19 protein-coding genes and 5 pseudogenes are annotated in these 21,699 nt (G+C 58.9%); 19 read left to right on the forward strand and 5 right to left on the reverse strand.

The annotated features are described in order from the left end of the window. Nucleotides 1-53: 53 nt before the first annotated feature. The 15 genes and pseudogenes from AC5STB_RS22385 to AC5STB_RS22455 form a co-directional block, all read left to right on the forward strand. Entirely contained in the window at nt 54-890 is an 837-nt protein-coding gene (locus AC5STB_RS22385; protein WP_495445070.1) for a cyclase family protein, read from the forward strand. Nucleotides 891-957: 67 nt separating this feature from the next. Further along, entirely contained in the window at nt 958-1,302 is a 345-nt protein-coding gene (locus AC5STB_RS22390; protein WP_495445071.1) for a cupin domain-containing protein, read from the forward strand. A 3-nt stretch (nt 1,303-1,305) separates the two neighbouring features. Further along, nucleotides 1,306-2,100 carry an SDR family NAD(P)-dependent oxidoreductase gene (locus AC5STB_RS22395; RefSeq protein ID WP_495445072.1) on the forward strand — a complete coding sequence of 265 codons (795 nt, stop codon included), beginning with the start codon at nt 1,306-1,308 and terminating at the stop codon, nt 2,098-2,100. Between the two features lie 3 nt (nt 2,101-2,103). Further along, nucleotides 2,104-3,033 (forward strand): 3-hydroxyacyl-CoA dehydrogenase family protein, encoded by a 930-nt coding sequence (locus AC5STB_RS22400; RefSeq protein WP_495445073.1) that lies wholly within the window; start codon nt 2,104-2,106, stop codon nt 3,031-3,033. Nucleotides 3,034-3,071: 38 nt separating this feature from the next. Next, the gene (locus tag AC5STB_RS22405; protein WP_495445074.1) at nt 3,072-4,352 is read left to right on the forward strand and encodes an ABC transporter substrate-binding protein; all 1,281 of its coding nucleotides are present in this window, start codon (nt 3,072-3,074) and stop codon (nt 4,350-4,352) included. Between the two features lie 48 nt (nt 4,353-4,400). After that, nucleotides 4,401-5,129 carry an ABC transporter ATP-binding protein gene (locus AC5STB_RS22410; RefSeq protein ID WP_495445075.1) on the forward strand — a complete coding sequence of 243 codons (729 nt, stop codon included), beginning with the start codon at nt 4,401-4,403 and terminating at the stop codon, nt 5,127-5,129. Continuing rightward, nucleotides 5,122-5,829, forward strand: coding sequence for an ABC transporter ATP-binding protein (locus AC5STB_RS22415; protein WP_495445076.1), 708 nt, complete (start codon nt 5,122-5,124; stop codon nt 5,827-5,829). Before AC5STB_RS22410 ends, AC5STB_RS22415 begins: the two co-directional genes overlap by 8 nt. Nucleotide 5,830: 1 nt before the next feature. Continuing rightward, complete coding sequence (locus AC5STB_RS22420; RefSeq protein ID WP_495445077.1) at nt 5,831-6,694, forward strand: branched-chain amino acid ABC transporter permease; 864 nt, start codon at nt 5,831-5,833, stop codon at nt 6,692-6,694. Further along, nucleotides 6,691-7,719, forward strand: a complete 1,029-nt coding sequence (locus AC5STB_RS22425; RefSeq protein WP_495445078.1) for a branched-chain amino acid ABC transporter permease — start codon at nt 6,691-6,693, stop codon at nt 7,717-7,719. The genes AC5STB_RS22420 and AC5STB_RS22425 overlap by 4 nt, the downstream gene beginning before the upstream one ends. 1 nt (nt 7,720) lies before the next feature. Continuing rightward, nucleotides 7,721-8,653, forward strand: a complete 933-nt coding sequence (kce, locus tag AC5STB_RS22430) for a 3,5-dioxohexanoate:acetyl-CoA acetone transferase (protein ID WP_495445079.1) — start codon at nt 7,721-7,723, stop codon at nt 8,651-8,653. 296 nt (nt 8,654-8,949) lie between these two features. Then, nucleotides 8,950-9,822, forward strand: coding sequence for a SphA family protein (locus AC5STB_RS22435; protein ID WP_495445080.1), 873 nt, complete (start codon nt 8,950-8,952; stop codon nt 9,820-9,822). 106 nt (nt 9,823-9,928) lie between these two features. Then, nucleotides 9,929-10,306: a hypothetical protein gene (locus AC5STB_RS22440; RefSeq protein ID WP_495445081.1), complete on the forward strand. Its 378-nt coding sequence runs from the start codon at nt 9,929-9,931 to the stop codon at nt 10,304-10,306. Nucleotides 10,307-11,175: 869 nt separating this feature from the next. Beyond that, entirely contained in the window at nt 11,176-11,361 is a 186-nt protein-coding gene (locus tag AC5STB_RS22445) for a hypothetical protein (RefSeq protein WP_495445082.1), read from the forward strand. Beyond that, nucleotides 11,351-11,830 (forward strand): annotated as a pseudogene (locus tag AC5STB_RS22450) (recombinase family protein); the annotation flags it as partial. The gene AC5STB_RS22445 and the pseudogene AC5STB_RS22450, both read left to right, overlap by 11 nt. Nucleotides 11,831-11,944: 114 nt before the next feature. After that, nucleotides 11,945-12,166 (forward strand): annotated as a pseudogene (locus AC5STB_RS22455) (integrase core domain-containing protein); the annotation flags it as partial. A 255-nt stretch (nt 12,167-12,421) separates the two neighbouring features. Here AC5STB_RS22455 and AC5STB_RS22460 read toward each other — a convergent pair. Next, a complete protein-coding gene (locus AC5STB_RS22460) occupies nt 12,422-12,784 on the reverse strand; it encodes a MerR family transcriptional regulator (RefSeq protein WP_495445083.1) in 363 nt (120 codons plus the stop codon). Between the two features lie 68 nt (nt 12,785-12,852). On the opposite strand from AC5STB_RS22460, the gene AC5STB_RS22465 reads away from it, so the two are divergent. Then, a complete protein-coding gene (locus tag AC5STB_RS22465) occupies nt 12,853-14,103 on the forward strand; it encodes an NADH:flavin oxidoreductase/NADH oxidase family protein (protein WP_495445084.1) in 1,251 nt (416 codons plus the stop codon). Between the two features lie 718 nt (nt 14,104-14,821). Next, on the forward strand, nt 14,822-15,757 hold the full coding sequence (locus AC5STB_RS22470) for a helix-turn-helix transcriptional regulator (RefSeq protein WP_495445085.1): 936 nt from the start codon (nt 14,822-14,824) through the stop codon (nt 15,755-15,757). Here the strand turns inward: AC5STB_RS22470 and AC5STB_RS22475 are convergent. Both AC5STB_RS22475 and AC5STB_RS22480 read right to left on the reverse strand, forming a co-directional pair. Then, nucleotides 15,711-16,112 (reverse strand): annotated as a pseudogene (locus AC5STB_RS22475) (integrase core domain-containing protein); the annotation flags it as partial. The gene AC5STB_RS22470 and the pseudogene AC5STB_RS22475 sit on opposite strands and share 47 nt — an antisense overlap. 219 nt (nt 16,113-16,331) lie before the next feature. Further along, nucleotides 16,332-17,086 (reverse strand): annotated as a pseudogene (locus AC5STB_RS22480) (IS5 family transposase); the annotation flags it as partial. Nucleotides 17,087-17,245: 159 nt separating this feature from the next. Between AC5STB_RS22480 and tnpA the strand changes: the two are divergent. Continuing rightward, a pseudogene (tnpA, locus tag AC5STB_RS22485) lies at nt 17,246-17,662 on the forward strand (IS200/IS605 family transposase). 25 nt (nt 17,663-17,687) lie between these two features. On the opposite strand, the gene AC5STB_RS22490 reads toward tnpA, so the two are convergent. After that, entirely contained in the window at nt 17,688-18,980 is a 1,293-nt protein-coding gene (locus AC5STB_RS22490) for a M24 family metallopeptidase (RefSeq protein WP_495445086.1), read from the reverse strand. A 95-nt stretch (nt 18,981-19,075) separates the two neighbouring features. On the opposite strand from AC5STB_RS22490, the gene AC5STB_RS22495 reads away from it, so the two are divergent. Then, a complete protein-coding gene (locus AC5STB_RS22495) occupies nt 19,076-19,981 on the forward strand; it encodes a LysR family transcriptional regulator (RefSeq protein ID WP_495445087.1) in 906 nt (301 codons plus the stop codon). Between the two features lie 130 nt (nt 19,982-20,111). Here the strand turns inward: AC5STB_RS22495 and exaC are convergent, their stop codons facing one another. After that, the gene (gene exaC / locus AC5STB_RS22500) at nt 20,112-21,632 is read right to left on the reverse strand and encodes an acetaldehyde dehydrogenase ExaC (RefSeq protein WP_495445088.1); all 1,521 of its coding nucleotides are present in this window, start codon (nt 21,630-21,632) and stop codon (nt 20,112-20,114) included. Between the last annotated feature and the right edge of the window lie 67 nt (nt 21,633-21,699).

The following is a 21,699-nucleotide window of genomic DNA, read 5'->3' on the forward strand; positions in this document are numbered from 1 at the left end:
CAAATTTGAAACAACCAGCACCGGGATTCCGGTGAACAGAGGAGATGTGCCTAATGGTTAAAGTCCGCGGCATAGAGTTCCAGGCAAACACTGACAACGACATGGGGCTGGAGTTCTACAACCTGAGCCACCGCTACGGCTTCCAGTGCCCGAACTGGCCGTATTTCAAAGACGTGCAGATCGATCGAAAGCACTACATGGCCAAATCTGGCGTGCTGTCGCAGACGATCACCACCACCATGCATGTGACCACCCACATCGATGCTCCGGCGCATGTGGTGCCGGGTACGCCCTTCATTGATGAAGTGCCGCTGCCGCATTTCTTCGGCTCCGGGCTGGTTGTCTCCATCCCCAAGAAGAAATGGGAGCAGATCACCGCCGACGACCTGGAAAGGGCCTGCGGCCACGCCATCCGCAAGGGCGATGTGCTGATCATCAACACGGGATGGCACAAGCAGTATGAGGACGGTGATTACTTTGCCTACTGCCCCGGCCTGGTGTCTTCGGCGGCGGATTGGATGATTGAAAAAGGCGTCAAGGTTGTCGGCCACGACACCCAAGCCAATGACCATCCGCTGGCCACCGCCATCGGCCCGCAGCGCAACGGCCCGATCCTGCCGCATCTGGAACAGGAATATCTGGAGTGGTCGGGTGGCCGTGACTGGAAAGACGATTTCCCGGAATGGGAGCCGGTCCACAACAAGCTGTTCGCAGAAGGCATTCTGGGCATCGAGAACGTCGGCGGCGACCTGGATGCAGTGTCGGGAAAGCGATGCACCTTTTCCTTCTTCCCCTGGAACTGGGACCGTGGCGACGGTTGCATCATCCGTCTGGTGGCGATGATCGACAAGGAACAGAACTACCGGATCGAGGCAGGCGAGAGCTTCTGAGCACTTCCCGGACTGGCTGCCGGGCAACCGGCAGCCGCTTTTCCGCAACAGCAAAACGAGCGGCCATATGCACGTAAAACGGTTTTCAGATGCCCAGCCCTATGATGCCCCGAACCACTTCGGATGCCACGGCTTGCGGCTGCAAGGGTTTGAGGAAAACGGCCCGGAGAATCAATGGGTGGGCTTGAGTCACTTCCTGCCCGGAGGCGGCGCCGGTCCGGACTCGACACCGTTTGAGAAAGTCTACGTGGTACTGGAAGGCGAGATCACTGTAATCATCGGCGGCCAGGAAACCACTTTGGGAAAATATGACAGCTGCACCCTCGCGCCAAACGAAATCCGCAAGATCGAGAACCGCTGCAACAGCGTTTGTTCCATGCTGGTCATAATCCCCTATCCGCCGGAGGCCTGAGAGATGAATACGGACACTAACCCGCTGTCGATGTTCGACGTGAAAGACAATACCGCGCTGATCACCGGCGCCTCAGGCGCCTTTGGCATAGTGGCTGCGCGCTACCTGGCCGGCGCAGGCTGCAACCTGGTGTTAGCGGCCGGCAATCAGGACGCATTGGATCAGGCAGCCGCAGAATGCCGCGAGCTGGGCTCCGCCGTAGTCACGGTCAACACTCGCCCCGAGGATGAAGCTGCCTGTGACGCGCTGGTCGAAGAGGCGGTCCGCAACTTTGGCAGGCTGGATATTCTGGTTGTTGCCTCCGGCATGAACAAGGTTGCATTGATCAACGACATGGCGCCTGAGACCTTCAGCAAGGTGATGGACGCCAATGTCAACCAAAGCTGGCTGCTGGCCCGTGCCGCCTCCAAACAGATGAAGGAGCAGGGCTACGGTAAGATCATTCTGGTCAGCTCGGCCCGCGGGCTGCTGGGCCATCCGGCCGGCTATACCGCCTATTGCGCCTCCAAGGCGGCAGTGGACGGAATCACTAAGGCACTGGGATGCGAGTTGGGCAATTCCGGCATCACCGTCAATGCCATTGCGCCGACCGTCTTCCGTTCGCCGCTGACCGCGTGGATGTTCGAAGACACCGAAGAGTCGCAGAAAGTGCGCGACGGTTTCCTGACCCGGGTGCCAAAGGGGCGGCTGGGCGAGCCGGAAGATTTGGCCGGGCCACTGCTGTTCCTCGCCTCCCGAGCGTCTGATTTCTACACCGGGCATATTCTATATGCCGACGGCGGCTATACGGCGGGCTGAACGATGGTGCGGAAAAAACAGCAGATCGCAGTGATTGGAGCAGGCCTCATGGGCCATGGCATTGCTCTCACACTGGCGCGTGCCGGTCAGTATGTGGCGGTCACCGATCCCTTGCAGCAGGCGCGCGATACCGTCCCGGCCCGCATCCGGGCCAGCCTTGTGGCAATGGGCGACAGCGAAGAGAAGATTGCAAAGAGCCTGAAGATGATCGAGGTCTTCAACACTACTGCGGGAGCCGTGCGGCAGGCGGATGTGGTCTTTGAGGCAGCGCCAGAAAAGCTGGAGCTCAAAAGGGCTATCTTTGCCGAGGTAGAAGATCACGCGCCGGATAGTTGCATAATGGCTTCCAACACCTCGGTGATGCCGATCACGGACATCATGTCCGGCCTGCGCTTGCGCGAGCGGGCGCTGGGAACGCATTGGTGGAACCCGCCGCATATGATCCCGCTGGTGGAAGTGGTGAAAACCGGATGGACCTGCCCGGATGCCGCGGCCGAAATGATGGCCTTGCTGGAAGACGCCGGCAAAACCCCGGTAATGGTGGAAAAGGACATTCCCGGCTTCATTGGTAACCGTCTGCAGCATGCGTTGTGGCGAGAGGCGGTTAGCCTGGTGGAAAACGGCATCTGTGATGCAGCGTCGGTGGATACAGTGACTAAGTCCAGCTTTGGCCGACGGCTGGCTGTTCTTGGCCCGCTAGAAAACGCCGATCTCGTCGGAACCGACCTGACGCTGGATATCCACGAGAATGTTTTGCACGACCTCGAAAGCAGGAAAGGCCCGTCGCCCTATCTTCAACAGCTGGTCGGGGAGGGTCGGCTGGGCATGAAGGCGGGCGAGGGTTTTCTAAAATGGACCAAGGCCGAGGCTGAAGATGTGCGCAACCGGGTGGCACGGCATCTGAACCGACTGGACGGCATCTTGCTTGACTAAATGAAAAACCGGGATGAGCCCGGTCAAGGGAGGATACAATGATCAAGGTAGTGAAGCCTGTTTCACGCCGCAGCTTTCTAGCGTGCGCCAGCACCATGCTGGCGGCGCCGACGCTGCTGAACGCAACCCGCGCCTATGCGGCCACCCCGACCCTGCGGGTCGGCCATGTAAGCCCTCGCACCGGACCGCTGGCAGGTTTTGCCGAGGCGGACGACTATGTGCTCTCTGCTGTCCAGCAGGCGTTTTCGGCCGGTCTGGTAAACAACGGTAAAGCCTGGAACGTCGAAATTATCTCAAAAGACAGCCAGTCCAATCCCAACCGCGCCGCAGAGGTTGCCGCCGATCTCATCCTGGGCGAGGAGGTTGATATCATCGTCGCGGCCTCAACTCCCGACACGGTGAACCCGGTGGCGGACCAGGCAGAGGTGAACGAAGTGCCCTGCATCACCACGGATTGCCCGTGGCAGCCTTATTTCTTCGGTCGCAACGGCGTGCCGGGTGAAGGCTTCCAGTCGACCTATCATTTCTTCTGGGGGCTTGAAGATGTTATGGATGCCTTTCTCGACATGTGGGGCAAGTCCGGTGTTGCGAAAACAGTCGGCGGCCTGTTCCCCAATGATGCCGATGGCAACGCCTGGGGGCATCCGCAGCTTGGCCTGCCCCAGCCGCTGGCCGATGCCGGCTATACGCTGACCGATCCGGGGCGCTACCAGCCGCTGTCGGATGATTTCTCCAACCAGATCGCGGCTTTCAAGTCGGCAGGCTGTGAGATTGTCACCGGCAATATGATCCCGCCGGATTTTGCCACCTTCTGGGCACAGGCGGCGCAGCAAGGGTTCAACCCCAAAATCGTCACCATCGGCAAGGCGCTGCTGTTCCCGTCGGTGATCGAGAGCCTGGGCGGCCGCGGCGACGGGCTAACCTCCGAGGTTTGGTGGTCGCCGAACCATCCGTTCTCCTCCTCCCTCACCAGGCAAACTTCCAAAGAGTTGGCGGACGGGTATACGGCCGCTTCCGGTCGCCCCTGGACCCAGCCGATCGGCTTCAAGCATGCACTGTTCGAAGTGGTTGCGGATGTGGTGAAACGGGCAGAGGACCTGGAAGATCCCACCGCCATCGTGGACGCCATTGCCAAGTCCGATGTGCTGACCATCGTTGGTCAGGTGAACTGGTCCAAGGGACCGCTCAACAATGTCACCAAAACGCCGCTGGTCGGCGGCCAGTGGCAAAAGGCGGGCGATACCTTTGAGCTGCAGATCGTCGCCAATGAGGCCGACCCTGAAATCCCGCTGACGGCTGATCTGAAGCTGCTTGGATAACAGTGGAGGTGGCGCAGCCAAGCGCCGCCCGCTTCAAGGCAAGAAAACATGACCACAATTTTGAAATTGGACAATCTGAGCAAGTCCTTTGGCGCCGTGAAAGTGGCGCAGGAGCTCAGTTACGAGGTGGCTCAGGGTGAGGCACTTGGCGTGCTTGGCCCCAACGGGGCGGGCAAAACCTCGATGTTCAACCTGATTACGGGCACCCTGGCTGCCAATAGCGGCCGAGTCATCTTTGACGGCCGGGACATAACCGGTCTGGGGGCGGCCAAGCGCTGCCGGGCCGGCATTGCCCGCAGCTTCCAGGTGCCGCAGCCGTTTTCCGGCATGACGGTCTTTGAGAACGCGATGATTTCAGCCACCCAGGCGGCCGGGCTGAAGGGACAGGAGGCTGAACAGTTTTGCCTCCAGGTCCTGGAGCAGACCGGGTTACTGTCCAAGGCCAATGTGCTGGCGGCCAACCTGACTTTGCTAGAGCGCAAGCGGTTGGAAATGACCCGCGCGCTGTGCGCTAAGCCCAAACTGCTGCTGCTGGACGAGATTGCCGGAGGTCTGACCGAAGGCGAATGTGTGTCGCTGGTGCAGACCATCACGGCCATACATAAATCCGGTGTAACCATCATCTGGATCGAGCATGTCGTGCATGCGCTGATGGCCGTGGTCGACCGGCTGATCGTGATCGACTTCGGCAAGAAGATTGCGGAAGGTGAGCCGGAGGCGATCATGCAAAGCCCAGAAGTGCAGGAAATCTATCTGGGGATTGAAGCCGATGCCTGATCCTGTTTTACAGATAACGAGCCTAGATGCCCATTACGGCGATTTCCAGGCGCTTTACGGCGTGGACATGCAAGTGGCCCCCGGCGAGGTGCTGGCGATCATCGGCGCCAACGGGGCCGGCAAGACAACGCTGATGCGTTCGGTTACCGGCCTTTTGGCCAACGGCCCCGGCCAGATCTGGCTCAAGGGGCAGGACATCAGCGGATTGCGTGCTGATCAGGTGGCCGCCTGCGGCCTGGCCATGGTGCCCGAAGGCCGGCAGCTGTTTCCCTCGCTGTCGGTTGAGGAAAACCTTCTGATCGGTGCGCAAGCCGGGCGCAAAGGCCCCTGGACGCTGGAAAAAGTCTATGCGCTGTTCGAAATCCTGGCGGAGCGACGCAACGTGCCCTCGACAGCGCTGTCCGGCGGCCAGCAGCAGATGGTGGCCATCGGCAGGGCCCTGATGTCGAACCCGGAGATGATCCTGTTCGACGAGATCAGCCTCGGCTTGGCGCCGATCATCATCAAAGACATTTACGAGGCCTTGCCCGACATCATCGGCGAAGGCATGAGCGCGGTCATTGTCGAGCAGGACATCACCAAGGCGCTGGCGGTCTCGTCGCGGGTCTATTGCCTGCAGGAGGGGCGGGTGTCGTTGGAAGGCGCCTCGGCCACGGTTTCCCGCGAAGAGATTTCGCGCGCCTATTTCGGGATGGAATAATATGGAATGGCTCAACACAATCATTCAGGGCACGCTGCTGGGAGGCTTGTACGCGCTGTTCGCGGCCGGTCTGTCGCTGATCTTTGGCGTGATGCGGTTGGTCAACATCGCCCATGGTGACCTGATCGTTCTGGCCGCCTACCTGGGTCTGACTGTCACTTCGGCCGCCGGGTTGCACCCGCTGGTGGCCCTTGTGCTAGTGGTGCCGGCCATGGCCGCCACCGGCTATGTGCTGCAGCGCGGATTGCTCAACCATACGCTGGGCGACGATCTCTTGCCGCCACTGCTGGTCACTTTCGGCCTGTCGGTTATCCTGCAGAACGGGCTGCTGGAGGTTTACACGGCGGATCCGCAAAAGATGGCCTCCCCGACGCTGGAAACTGCCAGCCTGTCAGTAGGTCCGCTCTCTATCGGCCTGCTTCCACTGCTGACCTTCGGCATTGCTATCGCCGTGATCGCCGGGCTGCAGTGGACCTTTTACCGGACCGCTTTGGGCCGGGCTTTCCGGGCTGTTTCCGACAATCAGGACATCGCCCAGCTGATGGGGCTGAACAAGCGCCACATATTCGGCCTGGCCATGGCCCTGGCGTTGGCGGTGACCGCAGTCGCGGGCATCCTGCTGGGTCTGCGAACAAGCTTTGACCCGGCGGCGGGCAGCGGGCGGCTGATCTTCGGCTTTGAGGCGGTGATCATCGGCGGTCTGGGCAATCTGTGGGGCACCTTGGCGGGCGGCGTCATTCTGGGCGTGACGCAGACTATCGGCGCCAAGATCGACCCGGGCTGGCAGGTTCTGGCAGGCCACATCGCCTTTCTCACCATTCTTGCAATCCGCCCGCAGGGCCTGTTCCCGAGGATGACCGGATGAGTCTTCACACCTACTCTGTCACCCGCAGCTCCAGCGCGGCCCGCGCCGCTGCCATCCTTGGCGCCATCGCCCTGGTTGTCCTGATTGCCGCGCCCTGGTGGACCGGCCGCGCCGACATGCGCCTGATGAGCGAACTGTTCCTTTACATGGCCCTGGCCTCGCTGTGGAACCTGATGGCCGGGTATGCCGGCCTCGTCTCGGTCGGGCAACAGGCCTATGTGGGCTTTGGCGGCTATATGCTGTTTGCGCTGACGATCTTCGGCGGGCTGCATCCGCTGGCGGCCATTGCCGCGGCCGGGGTCCTGGGGGCGCTGATCTCGATCCCCGCAGCCTTCCTCGCCTTCCGCCTGCGCGGCGCCTATTTTGCCATCGGCACCTGGGTCATCGCCGAAGTCTTCCGCCTGTCCTTTGCCCAGATCTCGGCGCTTGGCGGCGGCTCCGGCTCCTCGCTGCCGGTGAGCGTCGTGAAATCCCTCGCGTCCAGTCGCTCGGGCCGCGAAAGCCTCAGCTACTGGCTGGCGCTGGGGGCCGTGGTTCTGGTGATCGCAGCAATCTATGTTTTCCTGCGCTCGCGCCGGGGATTGGCGCTGACCGCAATCCGCGACAACGAGCTGGCGGCGGGTTCGCTGGGGATCGACATCTGGCGCACCAAGTTTGCCGTCTACGTGGTCACAGCTGCGCTCACCTCGCTGGCTGGCGCGCTGATCTTCCTGCAAAAGCTGCGAATCTCGCCCGATGCGGCCTTCTCGGTCAATGACTGGACGGCTTTCGTGATCTTCATCGTGGTGATCGGCGGCATCGGCACCATCGAAGGGCCAATCATCGGTACCCTCATCTTCTTTACCCTGCGCGAGACGCTCGCCGACCTTGGCACCATCTACCTGATGGTGATGGGGCTGGTGGCCATCGTGGTGATGCTGAAGGCGCCCAAGGGTGTCTGGGGCTTGATCCGGGCGCGCTTTGACCTGCAACTCTTCCCGCTCGGCTACCGCGTCGTGCAATCCAAAGACAAGAAGGACGGCTGACATGGCCCGCCAGAAAAAGACCATCATCACCTGTGCCATCACCGGGGCGATCCATACCCCAACGATGTCGGATGCCCTGCCCTATACCTATGACGGCATCGCCGCCCAGGCGGTCGAGGCGGCCGAGGCCGGCGCCTCCATCCTCCACCTGCACGCCCGCAATCCGGAGACCGGCGCCCCTTCGGTGGACCCCAAGGATTTTGCGCCGTTCCTGCCGCGCATCAAACAGGGTACGGAGGCGGTGGTGAACCTCAGCACCGGCGGCTCGCTGACCCATACCATCCAGGAGCGGATCACCCCGGCAAAAACCTTCAGCCCGGAAATGTGCTCGATGAACATGGGGAGCATGAATTTCTCCTTCCATCCGCTGGCCAAGCGCTATGACGATTGGAAGTTCGACTGGGAGAAGGACTATGTCGCCAATTCCGACGGCAACATCTTCCGCAACACCTTCCGGGATATCCGCGAGGCTGCCGAAACCCTGGCGCCGCACGGCATCAAGTTCGAACATGAATGTTATGACGTCGGCCATCTATACAACCTGAAATTCTGCATGGACATTGGCCTGTTCAAGGCGCCGGTCTTCATCCAATTCATCTTTGGCATACTTGGCGGCATCGGGCCGGAGGTAGATAATCTGATGTTCATGAAGCGCACTGCCGACCGGTTGTTTGGTGAGGATTATCGCTGGTCGGTGCTGGGGGCGGGCGGTGCCCAGATGGGGCTGGCGGCCACCGCGGCGCAGATGGGTGGCAATTTACGTGTGGGGCTGGAAGACAGCCTGCTGATCCAGCGCGGCCAGTTGGCGGAAAGCAACGCCCAGCAGGTGCAGAAGATCCGCCGCATCGTCGAGGAGCTGGGCAGCGAAGTGGCCACTCCGGATGAGGCCCGCGAAATACTGGCGCTGAAAGGCGGGGACAAGGTTGCCTTTTAGACGGAACCTCAAGCTGAACCGGACAGGTGGGGCGTTTTAACCTAGACCGTTCTTTCATCCTGACGCTCTGAAAGCCTTTTTTAGGAGGCCCAGGGCGGGAGCCCTGCTTCCGTCAAGGGAGAAGCTGTGCCTCCTCAACGCTTCAAAGCTTTCTGGTCAGGCGCGTGCGGCGGCCTGGGAGAGACCGGAAACCAGGATCTGAACATGGCGCTGACAGCCATGTAGAGGCCGCAACGGCCTCACACCCTGACCGGCGGCCAGCAGGCCGGCGGATCGCATAAAAAAGGAGGAGCAATATGGGACTGCAAAAAATACTCGGGATGGCGCTGGCCGGCCTGATGATCACCTCAGCTGCCGAGGCCAGGGAGCCGGGTGTCGGGCCGTCGTTTCCGGCCGGGCTGACCATCGGCATTCCGACCGGCGCCTTGCCGCCGCCGGGCACTTATGTGCTGCAGCGGTTCAATTACAGCAGCGGCAATGTCGTCGACGGCGATGGCAACGACATCGGTGTCAGCGTGAACGCCAAAGTGGCCTCGACACAGATCAACTTTTCTACCGATTGGGAGCTGTTCGGGGGCCGCTACATGACCTTCATCGCTTTCCCATACATGGTGGATCTCGATGTTTCGACGCCCGGCGGCTCGTCCTCGTCGAGCGGCCTGCTGAACCCGATGTGGAAACATCTGTTGTCCTGGAACCACGAGAATGGCTGGCACACCTCGGCGGGCCTGGGCATCTATCTGCCTGTCGGCGACGATGATGTGGCGCCCCAGTTCGACTACATCCTTGAGCCTGAGTTTGCCGTCAGCTACCTGAGCAAGGATTGGCAGTTCACTGGCCAGGCTGTGTTCAACATCAACGGCAAGAACAGCGATACTTCGTACAAGTCCGGCAATGAAATGTTCCTGAATGCTACTGTTGTTCGTAACTTTGGCAAGTTTTCGATCGGGCCGACAGCTTACTACACCACCCAGCTAACCAGCGACCGGAATAATGGCACCAACTATGGCGGCGTGGCGGCAGGCGACGCCGAGGCTTTTGCGCTTGGCTTGCATGCATCCTACAATTTTGGCCCTTTCGTCGGTCGGCTCAACTACACAAACAGTGTAAAGGCGCGCAACACAGTAGATGAGGAAAACCTGTGGGTGCACCTTGAGTTCAAGTTCTGAACAACCCGGCTGAAACCTGGCAGCGTTCATGCGCAGGTTTCAGCCTCAAAAGACGGTTTGAAAGACGGTTTGGCGGAACGATACGAGTTTGCGCGATGTACTTGACGTGACCACACGTAGCTCCAACCGGACCAGGGCGCTTGCTTTGATTTCCCGCCTTGCTAATCTGCCGCCCGAAGCACGGGTAACGGAGACTGATCGGCTCGCATCTGAGATGGGAACTTGGTTTGGAAAACGTCGCGGCCAAATCAATCGGATCGACTTCGCGGGCGAGGCTGCCGGTGTTTTGGGTATTCCCCTCGCTGAGCTGTTGCTTAAGGTGCTGTCGTTCGGCACAAAGCGCATTGCTTCACATTCTTCCGCGATTGATCAGTTCGCCGATGCCGTTTCCCGCACGGTTCGCCGAGGTCGGAATGAGGATATCGATCTGCTTGCAAAGGTTCAGCGAGTAGCGCGCCTTCATGTGAGTAGAGACAGCTCATAGTAGGATCGATGTTTGCGGATCTGCGTTGGGCGGCTAAGTTCAAACTCTACTCGTCAATGTTGAAAGGTGTGCGCGATGTCTCATGATCGGCCTCTTACACCGCTAGCAACTGTATTCTTCAGGCAGGTTGAGCGGTCCATTTCTGGCGAGCTTTGCACAAGGCGTTTGCGAGTGTGACGAGCTTGCGGGCTACAGCCGTGATGACGACCTTATGTGATTTTCCGGCGGCGCGAAGACGGTCAGAGAAGACCTTCAGGACTGGATTGTGATGGCTGGCGACGAGTGCGGCTCCCTTTGAGCATTCGCTGAAGAACGGGAAGAGCCCCCAGCTGCCATTGCCTCCAGACCCGGCCTCCCAGTGAGCTACTCCCCAATGCTTGGACAGGATCTGGCGTGGTTTAAGCCACTTTCTGCTCCTGCTGATTGGTTTGGGGTTCATTTTTTCTCAGCCAATAGACCATGGCGGGAGGCTTGCCGCCAAGGGCGGAATGTGGGCGTTTTCGGTTATACAACTGAACGCCAGAACACCAACGTTACCGACCGGCGCGAGGTTTTTTACCCATGGCACCCCTGGTTCGGCAGATCGGTCTATGTCCATTCTGTGGTCGACAAGCCCGGCGATGCAGTGTTTCGGTGCAATCTCACCGGTCGCCGGTCGGACCGGCTTCTGGAAGTTCCCATTTGGATGTTTGACCGGGCAGCATGTGCTTCCTGCCGCAGTTCTGGTTCTGCGCATGTGGGCCTGGAGGCTCTAAGAGCTCTCGCGGGGCTGGTATTCGACGCCGCTTGTGTTCCGCTCAATAAATCCGGCTCCCCATCACGCGATGACGCAGCATCGGACTCTGAACACGAGATTCGGAGGTTGGCCCATGCCGCGCAAAATGACGACGACGCAACTCGAGCTGTTCCCGGACATCCAGTCCGCACCCGTGACACAGACACCGCCTTGGCAAAGCCTTCCCGACGACACGCAGCAAACACTGACACGGTTGATGGCACGCCTGATAGCAGAACACGCCGGTGCGGCGGACGGGGGGAGCGATCATGAAGCATGAGAAGATTGGTCCGCAGCATTTGGAACGCAAGGCGATCCTTTACGTCCGCCAGTCATCAGCCCACCAGGTCCTGCACAACCGGGAAAGCAGCGCCCTGCAATATGCCATGCGGGAGCGGCTTTCGGATTTGGGCTGGAGCCGGATCGAGGCCGTGGATGACGACCTCGGACGTTCTGCCGCCGGGGGTGTCGCGCGGGAAGGCTTTGACCGGATGATCGCCGATGTTTGTCTCGGCAAAGTCGGCGCCGTCGCGGCGCGTGAAGTATCCCGCTTTGCGCGCAACAGCCGGGACTGGCAGCATCTCGTCGAGATGTGCCGTGTCGTCGACACAGTGCTGATCGATCAGGAAACGGTTTATGCGCCGCGTGATGGCAATGACCGGCTGCTTTTGGGCCTGAAGGGCAGCCTGAACGAATACGAGCTCGACCTGCTCAGGCAACGCTCCCTCGCCGCCCGCCACGAGAAGGCGCGGCGCGGCGAACTTGTCGTCGCCGCCCCTGTCGGCTTCGTAAAGGCCGGGGACAGGCTTGAGAAAGACCCGGACCGCCGCGTGCAGGAAGCCATATCCCTGGTTTTCAACAAGGTTGCCTTGGCATACATCCAGCCCGGAAAGCCTCAGCAGAACGCCTATGTCGAGCGCTACAACCGGACGGTCAGGCACGAATGGCTGGACTTATACATTTTCGAAAGCATCGAAGAGGTCCAGCAGATTGCCACCGAGTGGCTCTGGCCCTACAACCATGAACGCCCGAACATGGGCAACGGCGGGATGACACCTGCACAGAAACTGAAGATGGCTGCGTAAATTCTACGACCAAGCCCCCGCAAAAACGGGGGGATTACCCCTCCGACATGACCGCCTCCCAATATGGATTGTTGCGATCCCACCTTGGCACGTCGATGCCGTCGGGGGGTGGTTACAGCATCAGAGCCCCTCGGGTGGAAGACGCCTGCAGAGGTATTCAGAGAGAAGATGATGGAAGAACTGGGCCGCAGCTCCTATTCTGTGAAGTAACAGAAGTCGCGGTGCAGGTATCGCACATAGATTGTGTAAATTCCCCTAGCAGCCCTTTGTCTTCGGATCATTCAGGTACGCGATCATCTCGAGAAGGCTCTGGCGAATTTCGTGCAAATCCCGGATCTTCCGATCCACATCCACCAGCTTATTTTCGAGATTGGCAATGACCTCCGGACGCGGGATCGTGCTTGCCGGGTCATCAGGCAGAAAGCGCCGAATCTCTGACAGAGAAAAGCCAAGCGACTTGCTCATTGCGATTGTCCTAATGCGCGAGACAATCTCTTCGGGATAGTCGCGGTAGCCATTGCTCTGACGCTCCGGCGGAGGGATCAGCCCGTGTTTTTCATAAAAGCGGATGCTCGACGCGGGGACGCCTGTCGCCTCAGCCAATTTTCCGATTTTCATGCCCTTGACCTTCAACCACTGTCGAACGTTTATATCACGAGGGATCAAAAAAAAATAGGATCCCTGAAATGACCGCTTCCCCGCTTTTTGAACCGCTTGTGCTGCCCAACGGCGCGATCCTGAAAAACCGCCTTGCGAAAGCCGCGATGGAGGAAAGCTTGGCGGCCTATGGCCAGGTTCCAGATGCCAGGCTGCACCGGCTGTACCGCCGCTGGGCCCGGGGCGGTGCGGGGGTGCTGATCACCGGCAACGTGATGATCGCGCCCGACGCGCTGTCGGGGCCTGCGAGCGTGGTTCTGCAGGAGGGCACGGATCTAAAGCCGTTCAGGAAGTGGGCTGAGGCCGGGCGCGCGGAAGGTGCCGCCTTTTGGATGCAGATCAACCATCCGGGCCGTCAGGTGATGGCATCGCTGGGCGAAGAGACGGTCTCAGCCTCGGATGTTGCCGTAAAGATCCCCGGCATGTCCAAGAACTTCAACCCGCCCCGTGCGCTCCGCGAGGCGGAGATCAGCGATCTGATCACCCGTTTCGGCACCACGGCCAAGCTGGCAGAGGAGGCGGGGTTTGACGGCGTTCAGATCCATGCGGCGCATGGCTACCTGATCAACCAGTTTCTCTCCCCCCTTACCAACCGCCGCACGGACCACTGGGGCGGACCGCTGGAGAACCGGGCGCGGTTCCTGTTCGAGGTTGTGCGCGCGGTGCGGGCGCGTGTTTCCGAGCAGTTCACTGTTGCCGTGAAGCTGAATTCGGCCGATTTCCAGAAGGGCGGGTTCGACCAGGAGGATGCCAAATGGGTGGTGAGCCAGCTGGGGGATATGAGCATCGACTTGGTCGAGGTGTCCGGTGGATCCTACGAAAGCCCGGCGATGCAGGGGCGCCGGGAGGACGGCACAAGCACTGGAAGGCGAGAGGCTTACTTTGTCGACTTCGCGCGTGACGTTGCCGCAGAAGCCACGATGCCCATCATGGTCACTGGCGGCATCCGCTCCCGTGAAGTGGCTGAAAACGCGCTAACTGGTGAGACTGGGGGGATCGGTGTGTCCGTCCTTGGGATCGCCCGGGCGATGGCGTTTCAGCCTGACCTGGTGGAGAACTGGAAAACTGGAAAAACGCCAGTCATCGAAATTCCAACTGTTTCTTGGAAGAATAAGCGGTTGGCGGGGTTTGCGTCCATGGTGCTGGCCTATGTCCAGTTGGAGCGCTTGGCACTCGGCAAGGTGCCTCGGGCACCACGGTTCCCGTTTCTGGCGCTGATAAAGAATCAGATGAAAGCCAAGCGCTGGACAAAACGCTATCGCAGCTGGCGAGAGACGTAGCCATAAAGGAAGCGCAGACTAGGCGCAAAAATCGAAAGACGGCGTTGGCTGTCGTCGGTTAGTTCAACCACTTTCCCAAAAATTTTGCACATGGTTGAAGGAGGCAATTATGTTAGATGCCGTGTGGCTTGCAGGATATCAGTACTCAATTGCATATTTTGTTCTGCCTCCCTCTCATGTAAGCCGGTGCGCATTTGTTCGCTCTTTGCGCTTATTCTTACTGTGTTCGGTGTCCTGTGAGTTGCTAAAGCGGATCAACCGTGATTCATTCCCGGTTGATCCGCACAGTTTTCCCGTTAAAACCGGCTTTTTTACTTTCCAGAGCTTCTCTTCAAGTATCGGACTTCGGTGTCCAATTCTACTGAGTGCTTGTTTTCAATCTTATTCGGATCTGACCGCTGGCCCGGCCGCGCTCGTTGCATCGAGATTTCGGCTGACGTTGGGACAGAGACCACATTGGCTACCAGAGCTATGGAAATTCGTTTCGCCAAAAAGGAGCGTACTGAAGAGATTCGTATGCTCGATCCAATCCTCAGGGCCCGTGGAAGAAGGCGCACGCGCTGCAAGGGAAAGATTGAACAGGGCGCTTCCGCGCCTGGGTTTTGAGATCTTTGACGCTGTGCGGCTTGCAGGTATTGGCGGTCCTTTCAACCGGACCCTTCGGCGAGGGCGCCCAAGCGGAGGTGCTCTGGAATGGTAGAAAAGTGATCTTTGCAGATTGCCGATCACCCCATCACAGGATGCGCGTTTCCAAATAACCAGTGAAAAAATGAAACTGAAGTCAGCACGGAAATACGCCTGGAATGGCTTTGAAGTTTTCATGTGCCAACCTGATGAACCAGGCGTGGCCCATACCGCCCCGCAACCGGCTGACGTCCCTGATTATGATACAATAAGGGTTTGTCGCGTCATTAGCGGGCACGGTACCTTAGCCTCTGATGGAGTGGTGCACAATCTGTCGGTTGGTGACATTTACATACATGCCTGCAGAAAATTCTCTTCAAGGCCGTGTATTTTATCACGCTGTGCGCCCAATTTTTCGAAGATTGTGTACTCTTTTAGTCCATTTGACGAGGTTGCTTTCAGGGGGCTCGGGGTCGCTGTGTTTCAAAGCCGAGATCCAGTAGGAACAATTTTAGGGGCTGCGTTAGGCGCCTTCGAAGAGACAGCGCTGACGGGACCTCAGCCGGAACACAGTTTTATTCCACAATTTGTGCGATCCATAGTACAGGAATTACTCGCCAATCTATCCCAATTGGAGCCCAAGGATAATTACGAGAAAATACGCCGCCGCGCCCGGTTCTTTATTGAAAAGAACTTGACGAACCCGGATCTTGAGGTGGGGAAAATAGCGTGTTACGCCTGCACGTCACGGTCAACGCTCTACCGGGCCTTCGAAAAAGAAGGCGGTGTTCACAAGGTCATAAACGAAATTAGATTGATATCTGCTAAAAAGATTCTTCAAATGGGGCTCCCGGTTCGTGGTCGCATAACGGAGATATCTCACCGATGCGGGTTCAAGACACCCAGTCAATTTCACAGAAGTTTCAAGAGAAGATTTGGGGTTACTCCAAAGCAATTTGGTGAAGAGTTTTCAGAGAGGGTTGTCAAGGATGGAAATCAAAATGTATCGGTGCCGAAAAAGGTCGACTGAAAATTAATGGCCTTGATGCTGTAATCTTGAGCAGCCCCACTTGAGTGGTCCAGTTTGAAAGTCCGTGCATGGTTGGCCTTTGATCCATCGAGACGATGGCCTCTGGCGCAGGTCGGCGGTAGCCCAATGCACTGTGGGGTCGCTAAGTATTGCAGTGTTTTCTCCAGCTTTCAATGATGATCTGAGCCTCGCGTAACGAATAGAAGATTTCACCGTTCAGCAATTCATCCCGCATTCGCCCGTTGAAGCTTTTGCAGTATCCGTTCTCCCAAGGGGATCCTCGCCCAATGTAGGCTGTCTTGGCGCCAACTGCTTTGATCCACCCCCTGGCGGCCTAGGCTATGAACTCAGGGCCATAGCCAGTCGGGAAGACTAGCAAATCGCAGCATACGTCATGTGTGGATGCCCCGGATGCAAGGGGCTTTTGAACTGCTCAGACCTGTGATCGAGTACGCTCATGTGTCAGGCCTGTTTAAGCGGCATTTCACATGAGCCGCGGCCGGTATGGTAATGCGAAGATCGGGTCCAAATTAGTGTCGCGAGCTGAAGGGCTCTCTACTAGGGTCAGGATTCGTAACCAATAGATGACGGTCGCAGCCAGAGCGATGGCAGAGAGGAAGACCTTGGGACAGCGATCATAGCGTGTCGCCACGCGCCGCCAGTCCTTGAGCCTGCCGAACATGATCTCGATGCGGTTGCGTCGTTTGTATCGGCGCTTGTAGTATCGAACCGGTGTCTTTCGTTTTTTTCGGCCGGGGATGCATGCGCGTATCCCTTTGTCTTGCAACGCTTCTCGGAACCAGTCGGCGTCATAGCCGCGGTCCCCGAGCAGCCAGTCGACCTTGGGCAGGCTTCTTAGTAACGCCCGCGCACCGATGTAGTCGCTGACCTGCCCAGCGGTGACGAACAGGCTGAGCGGTCGCCCGTGGCTGTCGCAGATGGCATGCAGTTTGGTATTCATGCCGCCCTTGGTTCGGCCGATCAGGCGTCCACGCCCCCCTTTTTCGCGGCCATGCTGGTCGCAGTGCGATGCGCCTTCAAATAGGTCGCGTCGATCATTACGGTCTTTTCCTCGCCGTGCTCGGCAGCCAGGCCGACCATCATCTGCGCGAAGATGCCTTTCTCGCTCCAACGCTTCCATCGGCTGTAAAGCGTCTTGTGCGGACCATATTCCCGCGGCGCATCCCGCCAGCGCAACCCATTGCGATTAATGAAGATAATCCCACTCAGAACCCGTCTGTCATCGACCCGTGGCTTGCCGTGCGACTTCGGGAAGAAAGGGGTAAGTTTGGCCATCTGCTCGTTGGTCAGCCAGTAAAGGTCGCTCATGTCACCGCTCCGTTTTCCGAGCCGTGAATCACGCAGCGCGTTGAAAATCAATGCATCCTGACCCTAGCCTGTGCATGTAAGCTTTTACTGTTAAAAGTTTTTTTAGTATCCGCTCCCTGAATCAAACCCTCCGGCTTCCAGCCGGATCCGCTTAAGCGCATGCAATATGATACTGGCAAACACTGCGTTTTCTACCACCGATACCATATCGTATGGTCGACCAAATACCGCTACAAACTGCTGCGCGGGGCATTGCGCTTGCGGGTGCGCGACATCTGCCGCCAGGTCTGCGCCTAGATCGGGGTCACCATTTTGCGCGGGGTGCTGTCGAACGACCATGTTCAAATGTTCGTGTCGCTCCTGCCGAAACTCGCCATCTCCGATCTGCTGCGCAAGATGAAGGGCCGTTCATCTTACCGGGTGCAACGGGAATTCCCCGCGATCCGCAGGCGCTACTGGGGCTGCCGGCTCTGGGGCCGCGGGTAATTTTCAACCACCAGCGGCGCCATCACCGAAGACATCGTACTTCAGTACCTGGAAAATCACATTGCCGATCCTGCCGACGCCAGCCGGTAGTCGTTCAGTGGGTAGAATCACGGCCTCACTTTCGCGGAAGGGTAAAGGATGGCTGGAACCCTGTGCCCATCAGGCTTTCTTCAAACGGAAATTCCGACAGGATTTCGATGCCGGTTTCAGTCACAAGAACCTGCTGCTCCAGTTTGACGCCTTCGTGGCCGCCTTCCTCGCCGATATAGCTTTCAACGCAAACGGTCATGCCCGCCTCGATCACGCCGTTATAGCCCGCATCCGGAAAGTCGCCGCGGTGGTAAAGATAGGGATATTCCCCGGTCATCCCGCAGCCGTGCGAGGACAGGTAGTAGCGGTTGGCATAGTATTTGTCTGGAATGTCCCATGCCTGATCGGCGTAGTCGCGGAAGGTCATTCCCGCCTTCAGTATGCCCATGTTATGGTACACCTGCTCCAGCGCGGTTTGATACAGGGTCATTTGCAGGCCGGTAGGTTTGTCAGGGCCCGCATGGAAGGTTCGGGAAAAATCGCTATAATAGCCGTGGCAGCCCACTACATCGGTGTCCAGCGCAACCAGTTCGTTCTCGCCGATCAGGTGATGCGCGGTTTCCTGAAACCAAGGGTTGGTACGCTCGCCCGCCGAGAGCAGCCGGGTTTCGCAATAGTCGCCGTTCTGTTCGATCACGGACTTGTGTAGCACCGACCACAGCTCATTCTCGGTCATGCCGGGGTGCAGGGCGTCCCGTAGCTTGCCGACGCCGACCTCGGTTGCACGCAAGGAAGCCCGGACGCATTTCATCTCCTCCTCCGACTTGATGGCGCGGGCCATTTCGACAGGCTCCTGAGCATCAACGATCTTGAACCCTGCCTCCTGCATGGCGATCGCTGCGCCGGCGTTTATCCGTTCCATGCCGACGGTAGCCCCCTTGCCGGTCAGGCTGGCAATAAGATCACCCATGCCTCGCGCCCACGACCGTTCGCGCTCTGCAATATGCGGACCTGCAGCCACGAAACTCGCGGTGTTGGCAGGGCGCACCTCGTCGACGGTCTCGAAGCCATCGGCCAAGTGCAGGCAGCCGGTGAATTCGAACAGGATCGAGCGGTCTGCGGTCAGCAGCAGATAGCGCGAGGGCGCGTTGCGCATCGAGAAAATCTGCATGTTGCGGGTGCCGGTGGCATAGCGAATGTTGATCGGGTCCGACAGGATCACTGCGCCGATGCCGCGTTTGACCATCTCGGCGCGCACCCGGCCCAGACGGTATAGGCGCACCGCTTTAAGATCGATGCCTTCGCTTTCCGGGGAGCGGTCCAGCAGAGCTATGCCCGTTAGGTCGCTGCGCTCGGCATGCCAGTCGAAATTCGCCATATGAATCTCCATAAGTTTGTTGATTACATATGATATAAATTCATGGTATACTGTGTAAAATTCCTAAAACTTTCGGATTTAACCAAGAAATGGTTATGAAAAGATACCGCAAATCCCTGCCTCCCCTCGATGGGCTCATTTTTTTCGAGGCTGCGGTGCGTCATCATAGCTTTTCCGCTGCAGCGGAGGAGCTGCTGGTCACCCAGACTGCGGTCAGCAAGCGCATCCGGCAGCTCGAGGATCACTTGGGCGTGGCCTTGTTTCTGCGTTCTGGCCGGGTGATCGAGCTAACAGAAGAAGGTCGCAAACTGGCTGAGCAGAGTGCCATTCTGCTCGACTTTACCGAAGCGGCCCTGGCCAGCGTTGCCTCACGCCCTAATGCCCCGGTGCGTATCGCCGCCAACAGCGCGGTGTCGCTATTCTGGCTTTCGCAGCGGCTGAAGGGTTTTGGCCTGTCTGATCGGGCCTGCCCGGTTGAGCTTGTGTCCTCCGATCTGCCGACTGCCCTGCTCGACGATGCGAACGACATTGCCATCCTGCATGGATCGGGCACATGGCGGGGCCGCGCAGCGATCCCGCTTTTGCCCGACGTTCTGGTGCCGGTGATCTCTCTGGGACTAGCGCAACACGCGGACATAAGCGCCGGTCAATCGATCTCGCTGATTGAACCGGAAAAGCGTCCGCCTTTGCTGAATTTTCCCAGGATAACACCGGACTGGACCAACTGGGACAATTGGGGCAACGCCCGCGAAGTGAAGGGTTGGCCGCAAACCCTATGCGGGACCTACGCCCGGTCCATCGGTGCCGCTCTTGAAGGCGCTGGCATCGCTCTGGCCAGCCCGCATATCCTGTCAGCCGAGCTGGCCAGCGGGCAATTGCTGCAGCTTTCCCCCGTGGCGCAGTCAAGCCAGCATGCGTATTTCCTGACATATTCGGATGAGCGGCACCTGCGCCCGGATGCCAAGCGGCTTGTCGACTATCTGGCCGGAAATGCCGGTTGAGCTGCCGGGGCCTCTATCACAGCGGGCGTGGCTTGGAAAAGAGTGATGGGGCCGATTTCCCGGCGCCATCTTGCTTCTGACTTGAACAGCTTGCCTTCGTAGATTTCTGCAAAGGCCGGGAAACCCGGGATCAGAAAAAACCCAGTTTATTGGGGTTGTAGCTGACCAGCATGTTCTTGGTCTGCTGGTAATGGTCCAGCATCATCTTGTGGGTTTCGCGCCCGATGCCGGATTGCTTGTAGCCGCCGAAAGCTGCGTGTGCCGGATAGGCGTGGTAGTTGTTCACCCAGACGCGCCCTGCTTCGATATTGCGGCCAAAGCGATAGGCGCGGGTGCCGTCGCGGGTCCACACGCCGGCGCCGAGGCCGTACATTGTGTCATTGGCAATAGCGAGTGCTTCTTCCTCGTCCTTGAAGGTGGTGACAGATACCACCGGACCGAAGATTTCCTCCTGGAAGACCCGCATCTTGTTGTGGCCCTTCAGAATGGTCGGCTGCACGTAGAACCCGTCGGACAGGTCGCCGTTGAAGCGCGCGACTCCGCCGCCGGTCAGCACCTCGGCGCCTTCCTCAACGCCGATGGTCAGATAGGACAGGATCTTGTCCTGCTGCTCCTGGCTGGCCTGGGCACCAACCATGGTCGCCATGTCGCGCGGATCGCCCTGCTTGATGGCTTTAACCCTCGCGATGCACCGTTTGATGAACTCCTCGTAAATGTCATCCTGGATCAGCGCGCGGGACGGGCAGGTGCAGACCTCGCCCTGGTTGAAGGCGAAGAGGACGAAGCCTTCGACCGCCTTGTCGAGGAAGGCGTCGTCTTGGGCCATCACGTCAGAGAAAAAGATGTTGGGGGACTTGCCGCCCAGTTCCAGCGTCACCGGGATCAGGTTTTCGGTCGCAGCCTGCATGATCACGCGGCCGGTCTCGGTGGAGCCTGTAAAGGCAATCTTGGCAATGCGCGGTGACTTGGCGAGCGGTCCGCCCACTTCCGGCCCCATGCCGTTGACGATGTTCAGCACGCCTGCGGGCAGCAGGCCGGCGATGACCTCGATCAGAACCATGATCGCGGCCGGGGTCTGTTCGGCGGGCTTCAGCACGATGCAGTTGCCGGCGGCCAGTGCTGGGGCCAGCTTCCACGCTGCCATCAGAACAGAGAAGTTCCAGGGGATGATCTGCCCGACAACGCCAAGGGGCTCGTGAAAGTGATAGGCAACCGTGTCGTGGTCGATCTCAGACATGGAGCCTTCCTGGCCGCGCAGGACACCGGCGAAGTATCGGAAATGGTCAACCGACAGCGGAATATCCGCGGCGGTGGTCTCTCGGATCGGCTTGCCGTTGTCCCAGGTTTCCGCAGTGGCAATCAGCTCAAGGTTTTCCTCGATCCGGTCAGCGATCTTCAGCAGCAGGTTTGACCGTTCCGCAGCAGAGGTCTTGCCCCAGACGTCCTTGGCTGCGTGGGCTGCATCCAGCGCAAGTTCTACGTCCTCGGCGGTGGAGCGCGCCACTTCGCAAACCTTGGCGCCGGTGATCGGAGTGATGTTATCGAAATACTGCCCTTTGACCGGGGCGACGAACTTGCCGCCGATGAAATTGTCATAACGGGTCTTGAACGGTGAGACATGCTCGCCCGTGATCTGAGTCTGTTCGTTCATGGAGTCCTCCTCTGGTCCCGGTCCTCCGCCGGGAATGCCAAAGAAGATGCTGGCAGGGTTGCATGCT

The organism is Leisingera sp. CC-HEC093 (assembly GCF_059429195.1).

Excerpts from the sequence above, each read along its gene's own strand:
- AC5STB_RS22425 (WP_495445078.1), top strand. The coding sequence starts at position 6,691 with ATGAGTCTTCACACCTACTCTGTCACCCGCAGCTCCAGCGCGGCCCGC.
- exaC (WP_495445088.1), bottom strand. The coding sequence starts at position 21,632 with ATGAACGAACAGACTCAGATCACGGGCGAGCATGTCTCACCGTTCAAG.
- AC5STB_RS22435 (WP_495445080.1), top strand. The coding sequence starts at position 8,950 with ATGGGACTGCAAAAAATACTCGGGATGGCGCTGGCCGGCCTGATGATC.
- kce (WP_495445079.1), top strand. The coding sequence starts at position 7,721 with ATGGCCCGCCAGAAAAAGACCATCATCACCTGTGCCATCACCGGGGCG.
- AC5STB_RS22420 (WP_495445077.1), top strand. The coding sequence starts at position 5,831 with ATGGAATGGCTCAACACAATCATTCAGGGCACGCTGCTGGGAGGCTTG.
- AC5STB_RS22495 (WP_495445087.1), top strand. The coding sequence starts at position 19,076 with ATGAAAAGATACCGCAAATCCCTGCCTCCCCTCGATGGGCTCATTTTT.
- AC5STB_RS22400 (WP_495445073.1), top strand. The coding sequence starts at position 2,104 with ATGGTGCGGAAAAAACAGCAGATCGCAGTGATTGGAGCAGGCCTCATG.
- AC5STB_RS22490 (WP_495445086.1), bottom strand. The coding sequence starts at position 18,980 with ATGGCGAATTTCGACTGGCATGCCGAGCGCAGCGACCTAACGGGCATA.
- AC5STB_RS22460 (WP_495445083.1), bottom strand. The coding sequence starts at position 12,784 with ATGAAAATCGGAAAATTGGCTGAGGCGACAGGCGTCCCCGCGTCGAGC.
- AC5STB_RS22395 (WP_495445072.1), top strand. The coding sequence starts at position 1,306 with ATGAATACGGACACTAACCCGCTGTCGATGTTCGACGTGAAAGACAAT.
- AC5STB_RS22465 (WP_495445084.1), top strand. The coding sequence starts at position 12,853 with ATGACCGCTTCCCCGCTTTTTGAACCGCTTGTGCTGCCCAACGGCGCG.
- AC5STB_RS22410 (WP_495445075.1), top strand. The coding sequence starts at position 4,401 with ATGACCACAATTTTGAAATTGGACAATCTGAGCAAGTCCTTTGGCGCC.
- AC5STB_RS22445 (WP_495445082.1), top strand. The coding sequence starts at position 11,176 with ATGCCGCGCAAAATGACGACGACGCAACTCGAGCTGTTCCCGGACATC.
- AC5STB_RS22415 (WP_495445076.1), top strand. The coding sequence starts at position 5,122 with ATGCCTGATCCTGTTTTACAGATAACGAGCCTAGATGCCCATTACGGC.
- AC5STB_RS22405 (WP_495445074.1), top strand. The coding sequence starts at position 3,072 with ATGATCAAGGTAGTGAAGCCTGTTTCACGCCGCAGCTTTCTAGCGTGC.
- AC5STB_RS22390 (WP_495445071.1), top strand. The coding sequence starts at position 958 with ATGCACGTAAAACGGTTTTCAGATGCCCAGCCCTATGATGCCCCGAAC.
- AC5STB_RS22385 (WP_495445070.1), top strand. The coding sequence starts at position 54 with ATGGTTAAAGTCCGCGGCATAGAGTTCCAGGCAAACACTGACAACGAC.